The following is an 18,326-nucleotide window of genomic DNA, read 5'->3' as shown; positions in this document are numbered from 1 at the left end:
CAAATCAGGGCGTGAGCCCGTGGCGAATCCGGTGCCGCGGGCTGTCCTCGATTTCTCGAGGTGCCGTGATGGCTTTCTGAGTGTTCTGTCCACCGCGGCGGGTGATGCATTCGCCGGTGTGCAGCGGGCGGAACTGTCAGAATTTAGTGGTTTAGTGATGCGACAAAAGCTTGAACAGTAGAGAGAAGATACTCGGCGTCGTAGTCGAGCGTTGCCACATGGTAGCTGCGGGTCAGCCACCTAAATTCTACAGGAACTGAACAATGTTCGAGAAAATATTTATGGGAGCTATCCGACACAGTATGATCGCCCAGTGAACGCAAATACAGAACCGGCGACTTCAACTGCGGGATCAGAGCACGAGTCTCAGCACCCAAAAGATGTAGCTGATGCACTGCTGCCGTTGGAACGATAGAATACGCGCCCTCGCTCACACCCGGAACCGCAATATCAGACCCGATCGCCTTGAGCACCGGCAGAACCTTCGACACCTTACCGGCGTGACGCATCATCGGGTTCACATCCACCATGTAGGGGTTGATGAGTACCGTACCCGCCACCGGCAGGCGCGCCGACAGATGGGTCGCCACCGTGCCGCCCATCGACATACCAACGACCACCACACGCAGACCCTGATCGGCTAGGCGACGGTACCCCTGCTCGGCAGAAGCTAGCCACTGCTCATAGGTGCTATCGCGCAAATCTTTCCAATGAGTACCGTGACCGGTCAGCAACGGCATCTCCACCGCATACCCGAGCTCCATAAAATGCTGAGCCAACGGGCGCATGCTATGCGGTGAACCCGTAAAACCGTGCACCAGCAAAATACCCACAGAATGCTGCGCCGGGTCAGGACTAAAAGAAACGGGGGAGTGATCGAACGCTTCCTGGTCGCCCTCGAGGCGACGCGCCAGGGAGTCCTTGACATTTTGGGTTGCTAAAAGCCTGCGCTCGCGAGCCTTGCGGCGCATCCGCTTGAGCGGCTCCAACGAGTTATCAAAAATGCTCATGGTCCTCCTTCGCCAACCTGCGAGAATATGAACGCAGGTGCAGGCTCTATAGCGTACCCCGGTGGGGCGCAACAGATACAGCGCCGATGCCGGTATATCGCCTCCAGCGCACCCGAATACACCGGTGCGCAGAAAAATCGTTCTCTTTTCTTTAATTATCGCGCGTTCCCTCGCGCCTCTCCAGACACGCTAGAATTGAGCCGGGAACATTCAGAGAGGAGACCCCAATGTCTAACACCGCCCTCTATTCAACGCTCAAGGTTCTTGGCTCCCCCCTGTTGCAGGGACTGTACCACCACGACGTGGTTGGCCTGGAGAACCTGCCCGAGGGACCCTACATCGTCGCCAGCAACCACCTGGCGTTCTGCGACTCCATTTTTATTCCTCTCGCCATGCCGCGCACCGTGAACTTCCTCGCCAAGAGCGACTACTTCACCACCCCCGGCGTGAAGGGCCGCGCCATGGCGGCGTTCTTCCGAGGCGTTGGCCAGCTTCCCATGGACCGCTCCGGCGGCCAGAAGAGCCAGGAATCCCTCAACGCCGGTGCGCAGGTCCTCAAGGACGGCGGCGTGATTGGCATCTACCCCGAAGGCACCCGTAGCCCCGACGGACGCGGCTACCGTCCCAAGGTCGGTGTCGCCCGCCTCGCAGTTGAAGCAGGCGTGCCCGTAGTGCCCGTCGGACAGATCGGTACCGACCTGATTCAGCCCTCCGGCTCAAACCGTATCCGTCTGCGCCACGACGGCAAGCCCATCCAGGTGCGCACCATTATCGGCAAGCCTCTCACCTTCGAGGAATACACCGACGGCTCAGACCTGAGTCACCGCGTTCAGCGTGAAATCGCCGACCGTATCGGCTCCGAAATCCGTGCCCTGAGCGGCCAGGAATACGTGGACGTGTATGCCGACCGCGTCAAGAAGCTCATGGCTGATAAGAACATGAGCGCTGACGAAGCTGTCGCGCACCTGCAGCACTAAACATTGAGACAGCACCCTGAGACAGCACCCCGGGTGCACACATACGCCAGAGGGCGGGATGCGGTAGACGCCGCATCCCGCCCTTTCGTATGCCCTTCTGCAACGGCACTCATCAACCCGCTTATCGCCGATACCGGGTGGCGCCATCTAAACATGTGAGATGTACCTGACTACAGGGTTAGGTGTTGAAGCAAGCAAGAGTACAATTAGTCTATTCATCCCTGAGAACCACGTGCACGCACGCCGAACACTGCGCACCGGGCACCCGAACCAGGGCTGAATCAGAAAACGCACAAGACCATCCCGATGGAGTGAAGATGAGCAACCAAAACCTCAGCACCTCGCAGGCCCCCGACCACGGCCTGGACACCTGGCGCGAGCTGCACATTGACCAGCAGCCCACCTGGAGCGAGCACGAAGATTTTGAAAGCACCATCGCCGAGCTGAACTCGGTGCCCCCGCTCGTCTTCGCCGGTGAGGTCGACGCTATGCGTCAGGCACTTGGCGAGGTTGCCGAAGGCCGCGCATTCCTCCTGCAGGGCGGCGACTGTGCAGAAACCTTCGCGGGCGCAACCGCCGACAAGATTTCCGGCCGCGTCAAGACCATCCTACAGATGTCTGCAGTGCTCACCTACGGTGCGTCCATGCCCGTGGTGAAGATGGGCCGCATGGCGGGCCAGTTCTCCAAGCCGCGCTCCGCAGACATGGAAACCCGCGGCGACGTCACACTGCCCTCCTTCCGCGGCGAGACCGTCAACGGTTTCGACTTCACTCCCGAAGCCCGCGTACACGACCCCAAGCGCATGCTGCGCGGCTACCACACCAGCGCATCCACCCTGAACCTGGTGCGCGCCTTCACCAAGGGCGGCTTCGCCGACCTGCGCGCCGTGCACCAGTGGAACCGAGGCTTCACCTCTAACCCCGCCCACGAGCGCTACGAGAAGACCGCTAACGAAATCGGCCGCGCCCTCAAATTCATGGAAGCATGCGGTGTGAACTTCGAGGCCCTCAAGACCACCGACATGTACGTCGGCCACGAGGCACTAGTTCTGGACTACGAGCGCGCCCTGACCCGCATCGATTCGCGCACCCACCTGCCCTACGACACCTCCGCACACTTCCTGTGGATTGGTGAGCGCACCCGCGGCATCGATGACGCCCACGTGGACTTCCTCTCCAAGGTCCGCAACCCCATCGGCGTGAAGCTCGGCCCGACCACCACCACCGAGGACGCACTCGCACTGATTGACAAGCTCGACCCGAACCGCGAGCCCGGCCGCCTGACCTTCATCACCCGCATGGGCGCGAAGAACATTCGCGAGAAGCTGCCCTCCATCGTTGAAGGCGTGCAGGCCGAGGGCGCGAAGGTCGTGTGGGTGACCGACCCGATGCACGGCAACACCATCTCCGTGCCCTCCGGCTACAAGACCCGCCGCTTCGACGATGTGCTCGACGAGGTTCGCGGCTTCTTCGAGGTGCACGAGGCTCTGGGCTCGTTCCCCGGCGGTATTCACGTGGAGATGACCGGCGACGACGTGACCGAGTGCCTGGGCGGCTCCGACGCTATCGACGAGGCAGCACTGGCTGACCGCTACGAGTCCCTGTGCGACCCGCGTCTGAACCACTCGCAGTCCCTGGAAATCGCGTTCCTGGTCTCCGAGTACCTCAAGAACCGCGCATAAAACGTTCATACGCCTCGCCGTACTAGTCAGCGGGTACTAGCCAGTGGGTACTAGTCGGCGGGGAATAGCAAAAACAAATGCCCGGGTCTTCACTCCCTATGAGCGAAGACCCGGGCATTATCGTTTAACCTGCGCGCGGTACAGGCGAGGACGGGGCGTTCGGTAAGGCGTGCTACTAGAAGGTCAGGAACGCTTCAATATTGCGCCACCACTGCGACTGCACGAGCGAGGTTGCAAGCCACCAGCCGGTGAAGCTCGAACCCATGCCCAGCAGAATCAGCGCCAGAGCCCAACCGCCCACCGCCATACCCGAGGGCGGGGTCCTAAACTGCTTGGCGGGCAGGCGAGGATCCTTCTGCGAAGACTGCTCGGATTCCTGAGAAGAAGCGGTCTCCTCTGCCGGTGAAGCCTCCGACGCGCTCGCCGGTCCCTTAGACTTCGAACGACGTGTGCCGGAGGGGCTCAACGAACGCTCCGCATGGATTGGGGCGTACTCGCCGTTAGCTGAGATGAACTCTTGCTCCGTCTGCGGGCCAATGCCAACGGACTGAGTCAGCGGGCCCTTCGCCGCGGCGGTACGGCGGCCCATGAACGAACCCAGACCATGCTTGCCGGATTTGCCCTTTGAGCCTTCCTTCTCCTGATCAGTGTCAGAATCGTCATTATCGGAGGCAGAACTCACCAGAGGCGGAATGCCCTGGCGGTTGAGCACGGAGTCCTCAGCATCCACGTCGGCAAGGTGCACGCCCTGACTCGCTGCCGAGGCATCGTACACGAGGCTGTCGGGGGAGTACACATCGTAGGCGAGCAGATCGCGGGCATCGCTAAACGCGCTAATCGGGGTGTTACGCACCATCTGCGCGGCGCCGCTACGCTCCGCAATATCGGCGACGGCCTCCCAAAGGGGAAGCTCCGGTTCCGGGCACGAGGGGGCGCGCCAAGCACGCTCAGACTCACCCAACGACTCAGAAATCTCCAGCAGAGCCGTGAACAGCTCGGTCGCATCCTCTGGGCGGGCGTGAGGCTGCTTGCGGGTACACCACGAAATCAGCCCCGCAATATCGCGGTCCGCACCCGGTGCGACATCGGTCAGCGCGGGCATCTCAATATTCGCGTTGTGGTAGAGCACCTGCTGGTCATTCTCCAGACCAACAAAGGGCAGACGACCTGAAAGCATGCGGTACATCATCACGCCGAGCGCAAAAATATCAGCTTGAGCTCCGACCTTCACCTTCGGATCAAGAACCTCCGGCGCTACGTAGGCGGGGGTGCCCATGGGGGCGCCCGCATCCACCTGATCGTCACGGCGGGAGAGACCGAAGTCTGTGAGCTTCACCTGGCCGTTAGCGTCGAGAAGAATATTGCCCGGCTTAATATCGCCGTGCAGGTAGCGGTTCGCATGAACCTCCGAGAGCGCCTCCACGACCGGAATGAGGATATCCAGAGCCTCACCCAGCGAGAGGGCATTACGCACACGTAGCAGCTGGCTCAGCGTACAACCGTGCACGTACTCGAGCACGATATACATGACCATCTGACCCGAAAAATATTCGGTACCCGATGAAATCACACCCACCGTATGCCCGCCGCCACCTACCTGGCGCATCGAGCGCTCCTCACGGTGGAACTTCTGACGGTTCGCTGCATCCTCAGCCAGAGCGGGGGAGAGAACCTTGAGCGCAACCGGGTTATTCGACCACAGGTCCAGCGCATAATACACCTCGCTCATGCCGCCGCGGCCAATAAGCGAACCCACCTGGTAGTGACCCTCAATAATGGCGCCACTGAGCCACTGCGAAGAACCAATAGCGGTATCCGGGGCAGCGGGACGGGTGGCGGGAGGAACAGGAGTATTTGCAGAAGAACGAGGGTTCACAGGAGAAATCCGGCGTGGGCTGGGAGTATTCATACGTCTCAACATTTTAGCCCGCCCACCTGGGCAGAAGCGATGCCAAAGGGCGCCGGGCAGGTGAACACTCAGCGAATTCTTACAAAGTGCCGGTGGACCCGACTCCAACGCAAGAACAACGGGCAGGGCACAAGAACGAAAGAATCCGGGAGGGGCAGCGAACCTGCGGCGGGTCAAAAGTGGTAAATACGTGCCAGCTCTGGCACTCTTAAAAGGTGACTAACGAAAATATTGCTCAGACCTTCGCCCTCGTCGGCGATTGGGTAACTATCCCCGAAATTGCGCAGGCACTCGACCTGAAGGTGACCCGCGTTCACAACCTGATTTCTGACGGTACGCTCATCGCTCTGCGCGACCCGGAAACCAACGTGCGTAAGGTACCCGCACTGTTCATGAACGGTTCGCGAGTACTCGAATCCCTCAAGGGCACCCTCGCTGTCCTGAAGGATTCCGGCTTCAGCGATGAAGAAGCTATCGTGTGGCTGTACACCAGCGACGAGTCCCTGCCCGGCCGTCCCATCGACGCACTGATTGACGGTCGTAAGACTGAGATCCGTCGCCGTGCGCAGGCACTGGCTTGGTAATCTGGCTCGGTAATAGCGGCTCAGAACTATAGCTAAATACGTTGAGGCGGCATACTTCGGTATGCCGCCTCAACCTATTTAACGTTTATACCTGTGTTGGACCTCTACGCCTTGCGACGCAGCGCATCTATGCCTTGCGGCGCAGAGCACGACCCACAATATCGGTCAGTGCCGCATGCGCCAGCTCGTCCAGGTTCATCGCCTCCAGCGCCTCAAACACAGCCTGAGACTTCTGTTCAATCAGCTGCTCATGCTTGGCGAAAGCGCCCGAAGAAACCATCAGCTCGCGGATGCGCTCCACCTGCTCATCACTCAGCTCGGGGTTGCCTAAGCTATTGTGCAGAAGCGCCGCGTCCTTCTCGTCGAGGACGGCGGAGGTGAGCGCCACCAGCACGGTACGCTTACCCTCACGCAGGTCATCGCCAGCGGGCTTACCGGTCACCTCGGGCTGGCCGAAGACGCCCAGCTCGTCATCACGCAGCTGGAAGCCCTCACCCAGCGGCAGGCCGAACGCACGGTAACCGGCAAGTACCGGGTGCTGCTCGCTCACGGCACATGCACCGCTCTCCAGCGCGGCAGCCTGCAGAGCCAGAGCACCACCAATCGTGAAGGGGTGCTCGCACGAGTACTTGGCGGACTTGAAACGAATCACGTTCAGGGCACGCTGCAGAGCCGCCTGAGCGTCCTCGGTTTCGAGAACCTCGGAGTAGACGTCCAGGTACTGACCCGCCAGAACTTCGGTGCGCATCCGGTCAAAAATAGTGCGTGCAGGGGCGCCATAAATCGCTCCCTCACCCAGGGACGCGAAAACCTCGGCAGACCACGCCAGGGTCAGATCGCCGGCAAGAATACCGCCGGTCAGACCGTAGTTGAAAGCATCACCGCGCCAACCATTCTGCTCGTGCGCCGCCTCGAAACGCTTGTGCACGGAGGGAGCGCCGCGGCGGGTATCGGAGCGGTCGATAATGTCGTCGTGAATCAGTGCGGAGGTCTGGAACAGCTCCACCGCCATGCCGGCCTTCACAATAGACCAGGATGCGCGGTTCTCGGTTACGGGTGCGCCGCCCGCACCTCGCCAACCCCAGTAGCTCAGCAGGGCACGCAGGCGCTTGCCGCCGGTGGAGAGGGATTCAATAGCCTCCAGCAGGGGTAGAGTCTCAGAAGAAATGCCCTCGAGTAGCTCGCGCTGGCGGGTAAAAAACTCAGCCATGAGAGTGTCAAAAGCGTGCAGGTAGGCTCGCTGCTCTTCAGCAATACGCTCGGCGAGGTGCGCAGAATCCGCCGGGATCTTCGGGGCTGCTACGGTGAGGCTCTCGGTCGCCTGGGGAGTGGGTGCTCCGGAAGGAGAAGGGGGAGTCATACTATCCTCGCTGATGGTCGCTATGTACGGTCCTGATGCCGTGCGGTGTGCACTTCTTCTAGCTTAGTGGAGAAAAGCCCAAGAGAACGTATTTGCGAACACGTTTACGATATATTGCCCCTATTGTTCGTAGAAATGTGCTATATTTTCGGTAGGCGGGAGTAGAAGCTATGAGAGGAGGCGACATGGGGCAGAAGCGAACCGGCAAGAACGGCGGCGCTAGGAACGGCCGCGTCATTATGCACCTGGACATGGACGCCTTCTTCGTCAACGTCGAACTCCTCGAAAACCCCGCCCTGCGCGGCGAACCCATTATCGTGGCGCCCCTCGGTCCCCGCTCTGTGGTCTGCTCCGCCTCCTACGAGGCGCGCGCCCACGGGGTACGCTCCGGCATGCCGCTCAGTCGCGCCCGGAACCTCAGCCCCAACGCCACCGTCCTGCCGCTGCGCGGCGACTACCGGCACTACTCCCGCGCCGTCATGGCAATCCTTCACGATTTGAGCCCCTACGTCGAGCAGGTTAGCGTGGACGAAGCCTTCGTGGACCTGACCGGCGCCTACCTGCACGGCCAAGATCCCGTCGCCCTGGCGCAGCGCGCTCGCGACCGCATCGCGCAGGAGCTCTCCCTGCCCTCCTCCGCGGGGGTTGCACCCAATAAGCTACTCGCCAAAATGGCATCCACCGGCAGTAAGCCGAACGGGCTGTGGGTCATTCCACCCGAGCGCGTTCAAGAATTCCTCGACCCTAGAAAAGTCTCTGACCTGTGGGGCGTGGGTGCGAAAAGCACCGAGCAGCTCTCCAGATACGGTATTCACACCATCGCCCAGATGAGGTCCATGAGCTTGGACTGGCTCAAAGAACGCTTCGGCACCGCCCAGGGGGAGCACCTCTGGGCCATGGCGCGCGGTATTGATGAACGCCCCGTGATCACCGAACGCGAAGAGAAAAGCATGGGTGGCGAGCACACCTTCGAGACGGATACGACCGATGCCCATGAGGTGAGCGCTGCTATTCGGGAGCTGAGTCTCAAACTGGGAAAGCGCCTGCGATTCGCGGGGAAACTCGCCGGAGGGCTCAGCCTCAAAATCCGCTACAGCACCTTCGAAACGCACACCCGCGCTATCCCCATAAATGTGCCCGTGGACTCTGGCATGCAGATCGCCTCCCTGGCGTTGGAAGCCCTGCGAGCCGATGAAATTCTGGTGGGTCAGGAGGCGCCACGCGCCCTGCGGCTCATTGGCGTGCGCGCCGAAAAACTCGCCCGCGCCGAAGACGGGGTGCAGCAAACCCTCTTCGACTCCATCGAGAACGGGGCAAACTCACGGTCCGCAAGAACCACCTCCGCCAGAACTGCCTCAGCACAACGAGGCGGTGGCGGGGGAGTGGGCAATGGCCCGGAGAACGGCGCCCGCTCGGGATCTGGTGCTCATTCGGGATCCGGTGCTCGCCTCGTGAAGAGTGGCAGATGGTCCGAAGTGGAGCACGTCATGGACGCGATTCACCGCAAGTACTCGCAAGAAAGCCTCAAACCTGCCTCCGGAGTTACCGCACCCGAGAAGAGCATTGATGAAAAGGGCATTGACGAAAAGAGGTCATAAAGAGCTTCTGCCCGAAAAAGAATGCGCCAACCCCGTCCCGCGCGGTACGATGGGAAGCATACGACCGGAAACATGCAATGGGAAGAAGCGCCCACTGCGCCAGCTGATGCACTAGCTAACCCGGCTGATACCGACGTCATCTTGAGTAGCGACACCTCAAAGGAGAAAACGATGGCACTGTCCGAGCGTGAACAGAAGGTTCTGGACCAGCTCGAAGAACTCATGAGCAATGAGGACCCGCACTTTGCCTCCTCCATGTCTTCGACCGGCAACACCGCGCCGGTCTTTAGCGCTCGCCACCTGGCTCTCGGTATTCTCTTCGTCCTCATTGGCCTGGGTATCATTATTGGTGCGGTCGCGTCCAATATGATTTGGCTGGGTGTATTCGGCTTCCTCTTCGCGGCAGGTGGCGTGTACTTCGCAACCACCAGCAAGAAGACCCCCGTGGATTCCTTCCTGGGCGGTAAGGCAGAGGGTGCAGCGCGTGTGCGTCAGCGTGAGCAGAAGGAGCGTTCCTCCTTCATGAACCGTCTGGAGGACCGCTGGGACGAACGCAATAACGGTCAGTTCTAATACTGCGTATCTGATGCGTGTAGCCAATACTGCGTAGCGTTGTCTCGAGGCTGAGTGTCTGTGCTCTCTGAGCCATCTAAACTTCACAAGCGGAAGGTAAGAATTCTCTTGCCTTCCGCTTTTTCTATGCCCGAACTAGTGATAGACGGGTGCTTTAGAGGCTGGTGGGCTGAGCATGCTGATTGCCGCAATCGACCCCGCCATTGGGTCTGTAGCCATTGAGTCTGTAGTTGAGTCAGTGTGTGGCAAGCATGATGAGGGCGAGGTGTTGAGCGAGTGTGACCCGAAGCTGTGTAGAAGCTGTGTGCCAGCGTTAAAAATGCAGAAGAGAGCATAAAAACACTAAAAGATACTCTGTAGGGTGGGGTAGGTGGTGGAAAGTGGGGTAAAGTGGAGGGGAAAGCTGAAAGTCAGTCCTATCGCCGTGCCCTCAAGCAAACGGCGGAGGTGACCGCCCGGCATGCCCCGCCGTCGGCACCTACAGGAATATGGAGCAATCACGCTCCCGCAGACTTTAGTACAACGGCACACATCGGGGAGGTGAAGTGAATGTTCTTAGGTACCTACTCACCACGAATGGACGCCAAAGGACGCATCATCCTTCCCGCCAAATTCCGTGAGGAACTCTCTGCAGGCCTCGTTCTGACCCGCGGTCAAGAACGATGCCTGTACGTTTTCCCCGCCGCAGAATTTGAACGCATCCACGAGCGGATGCGCACCGCGCCCCTGCCCGGACGAGCCGCCCGAGACTTCCTGCGAGTCTTCCTCTCAGGAGCCTCAGACGAACTGCCTGACAAGCAGGGACGCATCACCATCCCGCCGATACTGCGCCAATACGCAGGGCTGAGCGACAACCTTGTCGTCATCGGATCCGGAACCCGCGCAGAAATCTGGGATGCAGCCGCCTGGGAGGAATACCTCGCCCGCACCGAAGCTGAATTCGCTTCCCTCGACGAGGACCCGTTCAGCCCGCTGCTCTAGTCGGCACCTCGCCGGCGCGACGGCTACCGCCCGGCATCTCTCTATCACCACCGCACCACTCTTCCGTAAGCCACCCCGCAGGACAAACTCTCACAGGAGCACCCATGAGCGTAGACCACGCCCCCGAAACCGGTACGACCGCATCCGGTACTGCCGCTAAGGTGACCGGCGCATCCATTGAGAACCTCTCCCAGCGTGAAGCCAGCGAACGCCACGTGCCCGTCATGCTGGACCGCTGCATTAACCTGCTGGCACCCGGCATTGAGCGCGCCGTTGAGGAGCGCGGTACCGCCTACGTGATTGACGGTACTCTCGGCATGGGTGGCCACTCTGAGGCGCTGCTTGAGCGCTTCGAAAACCTTGTGCTGATTGGTATTGACCGTGACCTGCAGGCGCACGCCATCGCCGGTGAGCGTCTGGCACGTTTCGGTGACCGTTTTGTTCCCGTTCACGCCGTCTACGACGAAATTGACCGCGCCATGGAAACCGCCGGCGTGCAGGGCATCGACGGCATCCTGATGGACCTGGGCGTTTCCTCCATGCAGCTGGACGAACGCACCCGCGGCTTCGCATACTCCTACGACGCACCCCTGGACATGCGCATGAACTCGGAAGATGAGCTCACCGCCCGCATCGTCGTCAACGAATACAGCGAAGACCAGCTGCGCCGCATTATCCGCAACTGGGGCGAAGAGAAGTTCGCCTCGCGTATTGCCCGTGCCATCTGCACTGCCCGCGCCAACGCGCCCCTGGAAACCACCGGCGAGCTCGTGCGCATTATCCAGAAGGCAGTGCCCGTCGCCGCACAGCGCACCGGCGGCCACCCCGCCAAGCGCACCTTCCAGGCGTTGCGCATCGAAGTGAACCACGAGCTGGAAGCCCTCGAACGCGCCGTACCGGCAGCCCTGGAGGCGCTCAACCTCGGCGGCCGATTCGTCGCCATGAGCTACCACAGCCTCGAAGACAAAATCGTCAAGAGGGCACTGACCGCAGAGGCAACCTCCAAGGCGCCCAAGGGATTCCCCGTGGAGCTTGAAGAACACAAGCCCACCGTCCAAATCATTACCCGTGGCGCCGAACCGCCTACCGACGAGGAAATCGAACAGAACTCCCGCGCCGCCAGCGCCAAGCTGCGCGCAGCCGAGAAGATCCGCATCCCCGCCAAGTAGAAGACAGAAAGCGAAGAAGAGTGAGCACCCAGCACGCATCCCAGCGCCCCACCCGCACCCAGGGCGCACCGCGGAGTCGACGCGCCGGTTCCTCGCGCCCTGCCGCCGGTACCCCCGGCGCCGTTGGCTCTACCCGTGCATCCTCTACAGGTGGCTCCACCGGGGCGAGCCGCGCCTCCACCCGAGCTCACTCCGGTCGCACCCGCACCGCGCGTCTGGAGCCGGTCACCGCAACCCAGCCGGTGGTTCGTCCCGCCAGCACCGCCGCATCTCACGGTGGTAAGCGCACCTCAACGAACGCGAGCCGTGTTCCCTCGAGCGTCCGTGCGGCAGCACGCACCGAAGAAGCACGCGAAACGAAGCCCAAGCAGCGTAACCCGCTGTCCACTGTGCGCCGCCGAGCCCGTAAGCTCAGCCCGCCCACCATGCTCGCTGTTTTTGCGGCAATTCCGCTGACCCTGATTTTTATTCTGCTGCTTAACGTGCTGATTGTGACCCGACAGTACGACATGGTGGATTTGCGCGCGCAGGAACAGCGCCTCGTGCAGGAGAACCAGGCGCTGCAGCAGGAGATTGGTTTCAAGGAAGCCCCGCAGGATTTGGCGATACGCGCCAGTACCCTGGGCATGTTTGTGAGCTCTTCGCAGGCGACCCTGAACCTGCAGACTTCCACGATTGAGGGCACCCCCGCCCCGGCTGCAAGCCCCACCGGTATTGAAGGATCCAAGCAGGAGAACCTGATTTCGCCGCCGGCAGCGGGTTCGGAAGAAAGCTACGCCAAGGGCATTGTGGATGCTGACAAGTCTGTTCAGCAGCGACACAGCCAGGCGAGCGCTACGGCAAAGGCATCTGCAAGCGCCTCGGCAAGCCCCGCGCAGCAGGCTAACCCCGCCCAGCAGGCCAACCCCGCTCAGCAGGCCAACCCTGCACCGAGCGCGCCTGCTAGCCCGGCTGCTTCCGCCGCCCCGAGCGCCGCTCAGCAGTCCAGCCCTGCCGCTAGCCCCGCGGCAAGCCAGCCCGCACGATAAACAACATTGACCACAGGATGCGTAGCATCACCGATAGACCAGACCAGCGAAAGGACCACCGCATGAGCTCCGACGCGCGTAAGAACGCGAACGAATCGGCATCCGGTCAGCCGGACCTGACCCGCCGTGGCTTTGTCGCCGGCGCCGCTGCCACCTGTGCTCTGGGCGTCATTGGTGCGAATCTGTTTATCCGCCAGGGCTTTGATCCCGGTGCGGTGGCGAATGCGTCCCGTCAGAAGCGTTTGCGCTCCCAGGTGCTGCCTGCTGTGCGCGGTCAGATTCTCGATATCAACGGCAACGTCATGGCGCGTACTGTGCAGCGTTATAACCTGACTGCTGACCAGAGCGCCGTGGCGACCTTCAAACGCTACAACGAGGATCGCACCCAGAAGGTTGAGGTCACCCCCAACCAGCTGGTGTACGAGATGGTCGATATTCTCAAGACCGTTGACCCGGGCATTACCGACGAGTTCATCAAGTCCAAGCTGGACGGCACCTCAAAGTACTCGGTGATCAAAGCAAATATCACCCCGGAAATTTTCAATAAGATTGATGCCCTGGGTGCGCCCTTCATCTACGGTGAGGCGTTCTCTCAGCGCCTGTACCCCAACGGTAGTGTGGGCGGTTCCGTGGTCGGTAAGTACAACATTGTTGAAGAGGCAGACGGCAACGGTACGGGCGGTACGGTGTCCCGTAACTACTCCGTGGGCATTGAGCGTGTCTTTGAGAAGGAGCTTGCCGGTACCCCCGGTGAGCGCACCTACGAGATTAGCGCTGATGGCGTGCGTATCCCCGTAGCGAAGGAAGAGCAGCGCCTGGCGGTGGACGGTAAGAATATTCGCCTAACCATTAACCGTGATGTGCAGTATTTTGCGCAGCAGGTGGTGCGTGCCCGCGCCGAGGAGCTGAAAGCTGAATGGTGTACCGCCATTGTTATGGATGTGCGTGACGGCTCCATTTTGGCTCTTGCTGATTCCTCCACGATGGACCCGGGCGCGGCAACCATTGAGGACGCGGCGGACATGACCCCGCGCGCTATTTCGCAGAGCGTGGAGCCCGGTTCGACCGAGAAGATGCTAACTGCTTCGGCGCTGATTGAGCAGGGCCTGACCACCCCGACGAGCGTGTATGACGTGCCCGCGACCCTCACGATTGACGGCCAGACTTTCAAGGATGCGTTTGAGCACGGGGCGCAGCGGCGTACTTTCTCGGGCATTATTCATGACTCGATGAACACCGGTACGGTGCTGGTCGGTCAGAAGCTCAGCAAGGAAGAGCGCTACAACTGGTTGAAGAAGTACGGCGTCGGCGAGTTTACCGGCATTGAGCTGACCGGTGAGGAGCAGGGTATAATCGCTGATTGGCGTGATTGGGATGGCCGTCAGCAGTACACTGTGCTGTTCGGTCAGGGTGTTGCGCAGACTCCGCTGCAGACCGCCATGATTTTCCAGGCGCTGGGCAATAAGGGCGTTCGTCTGAAGCCGCGCATTGTGGACGCGATCATTGACGCCGACGGTACCGAACATAAGCGTGCCGTAGAGCCTGGCGAACGCATGGTCAGCGAGGAGACTGCCGCTTCCTGCCTGACTCTCATGGAGAATGTGGTGGAGCAAGGCCACGCCCGTCCGGCGAAGGTGACCGGCTACCGCGTGGGCGGTAAGACCGGTACTGCGGAAACTCCGAGTGAGAAGGGCGGCTACGACGGCAACACGACGTCCTTTATTGGTGTGGCGCCGATTGAGAACCCGCAGTTCTTGGTGGCGGTGACCATGCAGCGTCCTGAGGGTAGCGTGGGTGCGAACGGTACGACGGCTGAGTTCTCCAAGATTATGGAGAAGACCCTGCACACCTATAATGTGCCGCGTTCTACCGGTGAACCGGAGTTGATTCCGCTTTTTGCTGAGGATAGCCCCAATAAGACGAGCTAAAGGCGAGCGGGGGAGAGGTTCCCGGTAGCTGATTCGTGATGAAGAAGCCCCGGGACTGAACACCTGTCGAAGCCTAAAGCCCGTAGAATATTGAATGACCCTGTGTGCCTTGAGCGCATTGACCATACAGAGCTCACCGCTTCGGACAGCGGAGAGGAAAGAAGGACGATGGATACCGCATCTCACGCACCCGGCCAGAACCTGCTGGGCGGCGACGCTCAGACTCTGCGCCCGAATTCTGTGCGCCCGGTGAGTTTGGCGCACCTTCGCGAACATCTGCAGGGATTGGGTGCTCAGGTGAGTGCCCAGCCGGCTAGCGGCGTTCAGGGCTCTGAGTCCGGTGAATCTGTTGAGGTTACCGGTATCAGCATGGACTCCCGAGGCGTGCGCCCGCAGGACCTGTACGTGGCTCTGCCCGGTGCGAAGGTGCACGGCGCGCAGTTTGCTGAGGCCGCGTTGAAGCTGGGCGCTTCCGCTATTTTGACGGATGCTGCCGGTGCGCAGTTGCTGGGTGAGGCGCCGGTGCCGCTCCTGGTGACTGAGAACCTGCGCGAGTACGTTGGTCCGTTGGCTGCGCTGATTTATGGTTCGGTTTCGTTCCCCGCCACCCACCGTTACGCGGTGACCGGTACGAACGGTAAGACCACCTCCACCTACATGCTGGAGTCGGTGTTCCGCACCGGCCTGGGTGTGAAGACCGGTCTGATTGGCACTATTCAGATTCTGATTGATGGTGTGTCGGTTCCTTCGAAGATGACCACCCCGGAGTCTCCTCACGTGCATTCTCTGCTGACGATTATGGGTCAGCATCAGGTGCGTTGCGCGGCGATGGAGGTGTCTTCGCACGCGATTGATTACCACCGTGTGGACGGCGTGAAGTATGCGGTTGCTGGCTTCACGAACCTGACCCAGGACCACCTGGATCTGCACGGCACTATGGAGCACTACTTCGACTCGAAGGCTCAGCTGTTTACCCCCGAGCGCGCCGAGCTGGCTGTGATTACTGCTGATGACGAGTGGGGCGAGAAGATGTTCTCCGCCGCTTGCGAGCAGATGGGTGCGCAGCAGGTGCACCGTCTGGTGACTGCGCGCGGTGCCGGTCTGGCTGAGGTGCCCGCAGAGTTTGGTGCCCGCGACTGGGCTGTGGTGAAGGTTCAGCGTGAGGGTCTGGGCCACCGCTTCCACGTGGCTAATGGCACCGGTGAGAGCGTTGAATGCTACACCGGTCTGCCTGCTGACTTTAACGTTTCGAATGCCGCGTTGGCGGCTCTCATGGCGTACCTGGACACTGATTCCGCTGAGCGTGAGCGTCTGCTGCCCGAGCTGGCATCCGGTTCGGCTCTGACTCCGGTGGTTCCGGGTCGTATGCAGCTGATTTCTTTGGCTCCGCACGCGATTGTGGACTTTGCCCACAACCCTGACGGCCTGACTCGTGCCCTGGAGGCGATGGATCGCCCCGGTGAGGGTAAGGTCATGATTGTTTTCGGCGCGACCGGTGAGCGTGACCAGCTGAAGCGCCCGATTATGGGTGAGATTGCGGCACAGTACGCAGATATTGTGGTTGTTACTGATGACGATCCGCACGGTGAGGCGCCCGAGCCGATTCGTGCCGCCGTTGAGGAGGGCGCGCAGAAGGCTGAGAACCGCCGAGCCACCCAGATTCTGAATATTTCTCCGCGTGCCGCCGCTATTGATGCGGCAATTGCCCTGGCGGGCGAGCATGACGCCATCCTGATTGCTGGCCGCGGCCACGAAACCGAACAGGATGTTGACGGCGTGGATATCGCCCTGGACGACCGCGTTGAAACCGCCCGTGCCCTGCGTGCGCACGGTTTCGAGATTCTGCCTGATTACCAGCGCATGCTCGATGAAAGTGACTCTAAGACCGCTGAAGGTATGGTGAAGAATGATTAAGCTCAGCGCCGCCCAGATTATTGAGGCAACCGGCGGCACCGCTATCGGCCTGGAGGGCCGTGAGGAGCAGGTGTACGCAGACTTCGCCACCACCGACTCCCGCGAGGTGCAGACCGGTACCCTGTTCGTGGCGAAGCCCGGTGCGGTCACTGACGGTCACAGGTTCATCCCCATGGCGTTTGAGCGGGGCGCGACCCTGGCTCTGGTCGAGCGTGAAGTACTCGATGAGCAGGGCGTGCCCTACCCGAGCATCCAGGTGCCCGATGTGGTGCTGGCGATGGGCGATTTGGCGCGCTATTCCATTGAGCAGATGCGCGCTCAGGGCGAGCTGACCGTTATCGGCATTACCGGTTCTGCCGGTAAGACCACCACCAAGGACCTTCTTGCCGCCATTTTCACCCCGGAGGGCCCGACCGTTGCACCGGTCGGTTCCTATAACAGTGAGGTGGGCGTGCCCCTGACCGTTTTCCGTGCGGATGAGTCCACCCGCTACCTGGTCATTGAGATGGGTGCCGACCACGTGGGCAACATCGAGTACCTGGCGAATATTGCGCACCCCGATCACGGTGCAATCCTGAAGGTTGGTACCGCGCACGCTGGCGAGTTCGGCGGCGTGGACAATATTGAGCGCACCAAGGGTGAGCTGGCTGAGGGCGTTCAGCCGACCGGTTCCCTGGCTCTGAACGCTGACGATGAGCGCGTGCTGCGCATGGCGTCGCGTTCGGTTGCCCCCATTACTTACTTCGGCGTGGGTGAGAAGACCGACGCGAACGGTCAGCCCTACGAGCGTTACGTGGCGGCGCTGAATCTGCGCACCACCGATGCCGGTTGCCCCGAGTTCACTCTGCGCCTGCCTGACGGTAGCGAGTACGAGATTTCCTCGCAGCTGATTGGTGAGCACCACGTGCACAACCTGCTGGCTGCGGCGACTGTCGCCTACAACAGCGGTATTTCGGGTGAGAAGATTGCTCGCGCGCTCAATAAGGCAGCGGCAGCTTCGAAGTGGCGTATGGCGCGCACCGACCGTGCCGACGGCGTGACCGTCATTAACGACGCGTACAACGCGAACCCCGAGTCGATGGCTGCGGCACTGCGCACCCTGGCGCAGCTGGGCCGCACCGTTGACCCGGCGACCGGCCAGCCCCACCGCACCTGGGCTGTTCTGGGCGCCATGCTGGAGCTCGGCGACGCCTCCGTGGAGGAGCACGACCGCATCGGCCGCCTCGTGGTGCGCATGAACATTTCCAAGCTGATTGCTGTGGGCGACGAGACGAAGCCCACCTACAACGCGGCTCACCTGGAAGGCTCCTGGGGTAATGAGGCGACCTGGGTGAAGACCCCGGAAGAGGCAGAGCAGATTCTGCGTGCCGAGGTTCGCCCCGGCGACATTGTGCTCTTCAAGTCCTCGAACGGCGCGAAGCTGGGCATTCTGGGTGACCAGGTTGCTTTCGCCGAGTACACCTTTGGCGTTGAGAAAGAGCAGGCACCGACCTGGCTTTCTGCCGGTGACTTTGTTGAAACCACCGATTTGAGCGACCACCTTGCCGTTCACCTGGACGGCACCGCTAAGGGCGACCGTACTTTGACCGAACAGACCACGAACGAAGGGTAGC

Annotated in this window: 14 protein-coding genes; 11 read left to right on the top strand and 3 right to left on the bottom strand. The window is 61.0% G+C overall.

The genetic code is table 11. The features are described from left to right. Positions 1-143 precede the first annotated feature (143 nt). Positions 144-1,010 carry an alpha/beta hydrolase gene (locus tag HMPREF2928_RS07280; protein WP_070641979.1) on the bottom strand — a complete coding sequence of 289 codons (867 nt, stop codon included), beginning with the start codon at positions 1,008-1,010 and terminating at the stop codon, positions 144-146. 227 nt (positions 1,011-1,237) lie between these two features. On the opposite strand from HMPREF2928_RS07280, the gene HMPREF2928_RS07275 reads away from it, so the two are divergent. Then, complete coding sequence (locus HMPREF2928_RS07275; RefSeq protein ID WP_070688015.1) at positions 1,238-1,987, top strand: lysophospholipid acyltransferase family protein; 750 nt, start codon at positions 1,238-1,240, stop codon at positions 1,985-1,987. A 317-nt stretch (positions 1,988-2,304) separates the two neighbouring features. Then, positions 2,305-3,669 carry a class II 3-deoxy-7-phosphoheptulonate synthase gene (locus tag HMPREF2928_RS07270; RefSeq protein ID WP_070688013.1) on the top strand — a complete coding sequence of 455 codons (1,365 nt, stop codon included), beginning with the start codon at positions 2,305-2,307 and terminating at the stop codon, positions 3,667-3,669. A gap of 175 nt (positions 3,670-3,844) precedes the next feature. Here the strand turns inward: HMPREF2928_RS07270 and HMPREF2928_RS07265 are convergent, their stop codons facing one another. Then, complete coding sequence (locus HMPREF2928_RS07265; RefSeq protein WP_239663433.1) at positions 3,845-5,545, bottom strand: serine/threonine protein kinase; 1,701 nt, start codon at positions 5,543-5,545, stop codon at positions 3,845-3,847. A 248-nt stretch (positions 5,546-5,793) separates the two neighbouring features. On the opposite strand from HMPREF2928_RS07265, the gene HMPREF2928_RS07260 reads away from it, so the two are divergent. After that, positions 5,794-6,162: an Rv2175c family DNA-binding protein gene (locus HMPREF2928_RS07260; RefSeq protein WP_005506572.1), complete on the top strand. Its 369-nt coding sequence runs from the start codon at positions 5,794-5,796 to the stop codon at positions 6,160-6,162. A 127-nt stretch (positions 6,163-6,289) separates the two neighbouring features. Here the strand turns inward: HMPREF2928_RS07260 and HMPREF2928_RS07255 are convergent, their stop codons facing one another. Further along, positions 6,290-7,522: a polyprenyl synthetase family protein gene (locus tag HMPREF2928_RS07255; RefSeq protein WP_070688011.1), complete on the bottom strand. Its 1,233-nt coding sequence runs from the start codon at positions 7,520-7,522 to the stop codon at positions 6,290-6,292. 185 nt (positions 7,523-7,707) lie between these two features. Here HMPREF2928_RS07255 and dinB point away from each other — a divergent pair, with 185 nt between their 5' ends. The 8 genes from dinB (at position 7,708) to murF (ending at position 18,325) form a co-directional block, all read left to right on the top strand. After that, the gene (dinB, locus tag HMPREF2928_RS07250) at positions 7,708-9,120 is read left to right on the top strand and encodes a DNA polymerase IV (RefSeq protein ID WP_070688009.1); all 1,413 of its coding nucleotides are present in this window, start codon (positions 7,708-7,710) and stop codon (positions 9,118-9,120) included. Between the two features lie 171 nt (positions 9,121-9,291). After that, the gene (locus HMPREF2928_RS07245) at positions 9,292-9,693 is read left to right on the top strand and encodes a DUF3040 domain-containing protein (RefSeq protein WP_005506566.1); all 402 of its coding nucleotides are present in this window, start codon (positions 9,292-9,294) and stop codon (positions 9,691-9,693) included. A 549-nt stretch (positions 9,694-10,242) separates the two neighbouring features. After that, positions 10,243-10,674: a division/cell wall cluster transcriptional repressor MraZ gene (mraZ, locus tag HMPREF2928_RS07240; protein WP_070688007.1), complete on the top strand. Its 432-nt coding sequence runs from the start codon at positions 10,243-10,245 to the stop codon at positions 10,672-10,674. A gap of 104 nt (positions 10,675-10,778) precedes the next feature. Continuing rightward, entirely contained in the window at positions 10,779-11,843 is a 1,065-nt protein-coding gene (gene rsmH / locus HMPREF2928_RS07235; protein WP_070688006.1) for a 16S rRNA (cytosine(1402)-N(4))-methyltransferase RsmH, read from the top strand. Positions 11,844-11,863: 20 nt separating this feature from the next. Then, positions 11,864-12,871 (top strand): cell division protein FtsL, encoded by a 1,008-nt coding sequence (locus HMPREF2928_RS07230; RefSeq protein ID WP_070688004.1) that lies wholly within the window; start codon positions 11,864-11,866, stop codon positions 12,869-12,871. A 62-nt stretch (positions 12,872-12,933) separates the two neighbouring features. Continuing rightward, complete coding sequence (locus HMPREF2928_RS07225; protein ID WP_049345236.1) at positions 12,934-14,799, top strand: peptidoglycan D,D-transpeptidase FtsI family protein; 1,866 nt, start codon at positions 12,934-12,936, stop codon at positions 14,797-14,799. A 168-nt stretch (positions 14,800-14,967) separates the two neighbouring features. After that, positions 14,968-16,713, top strand: coding sequence for a Mur ligase family protein (locus tag HMPREF2928_RS07220; RefSeq protein ID WP_070688003.1), 1,746 nt, complete (start codon positions 14,968-14,970; stop codon positions 16,711-16,713). Further along, positions 16,706-18,325 (top strand): UDP-N-acetylmuramoyl-tripeptide--D-alanyl-D-alanine ligase, encoded by a 1,620-nt coding sequence (murF, locus tag HMPREF2928_RS07215; RefSeq protein ID WP_070688000.1) that lies wholly within the window; start codon positions 16,706-16,708, stop codon positions 18,323-18,325. Before HMPREF2928_RS07220 ends, murF begins: the two co-directional genes overlap by 8 nt. Position 18,326: the final 1 nt, after the last annotated feature.

Source organism: Rothia sp. HMSC072B04, from assembly GCF_001813725.1.
GTDB lineage: Bacteria > Actinomycetota > Actinomycetes > Actinomycetales > Micrococcaceae > Rothia > Rothia mucilaginosa.
This window is presented reverse-complemented; position numbering and strand designations above follow the sequence as displayed.

Excerpts from the sequence above, each read along its gene's own strand:
- HMPREF2928_RS07280 (WP_070641979.1), bottom strand. The coding sequence starts at position 1,010 with ATGAGCATTTTTGATAACTCGTTGGAGCCGCTCAAGCGGATGCGCCGC.
- HMPREF2928_RS07245 (WP_005506566.1), top strand. The coding sequence starts at position 9,292 with ATGGCACTGTCCGAGCGTGAACAGAAGGTTCTGGACCAGCTCGAAGAA.
- HMPREF2928_RS07275 (WP_070688015.1), top strand. The coding sequence starts at position 1,238 with ATGTCTAACACCGCCCTCTATTCAACGCTCAAGGTTCTTGGCTCCCCC.
- dinB (WP_070688009.1), top strand. The coding sequence starts at position 7,708 with ATGGGGCAGAAGCGAACCGGCAAGAACGGCGGCGCTAGGAACGGCCGC.
- HMPREF2928_RS07220 (WP_070688003.1), top strand. The coding sequence starts at position 14,968 with ATGGATACCGCATCTCACGCACCCGGCCAGAACCTGCTGGGCGGCGAC.
- murF (WP_070688000.1), top strand. The coding sequence starts at position 16,706 with ATGATTAAGCTCAGCGCCGCCCAGATTATTGAGGCAACCGGCGGCACC.
- HMPREF2928_RS07225 (WP_049345236.1), top strand. The coding sequence starts at position 12,934 with ATGAGCTCCGACGCGCGTAAGAACGCGAACGAATCGGCATCCGGTCAG.
- mraZ (WP_070688007.1), top strand. The coding sequence starts at position 10,243 with ATGTTCTTAGGTACCTACTCACCACGAATGGACGCCAAAGGACGCATC.
- rsmH (WP_070688006.1), top strand. The coding sequence starts at position 10,779 with ATGAGCGTAGACCACGCCCCCGAAACCGGTACGACCGCATCCGGTACT.
- HMPREF2928_RS07270 (WP_070688013.1), top strand. The coding sequence starts at position 2,305 with ATGAGCAACCAAAACCTCAGCACCTCGCAGGCCCCCGACCACGGCCTG.
- HMPREF2928_RS07255 (WP_070688011.1), bottom strand. The coding sequence starts at position 7,522 with ATGACTCCCCCTTCTCCTTCCGGAGCACCCACTCCCCAGGCGACCGAG.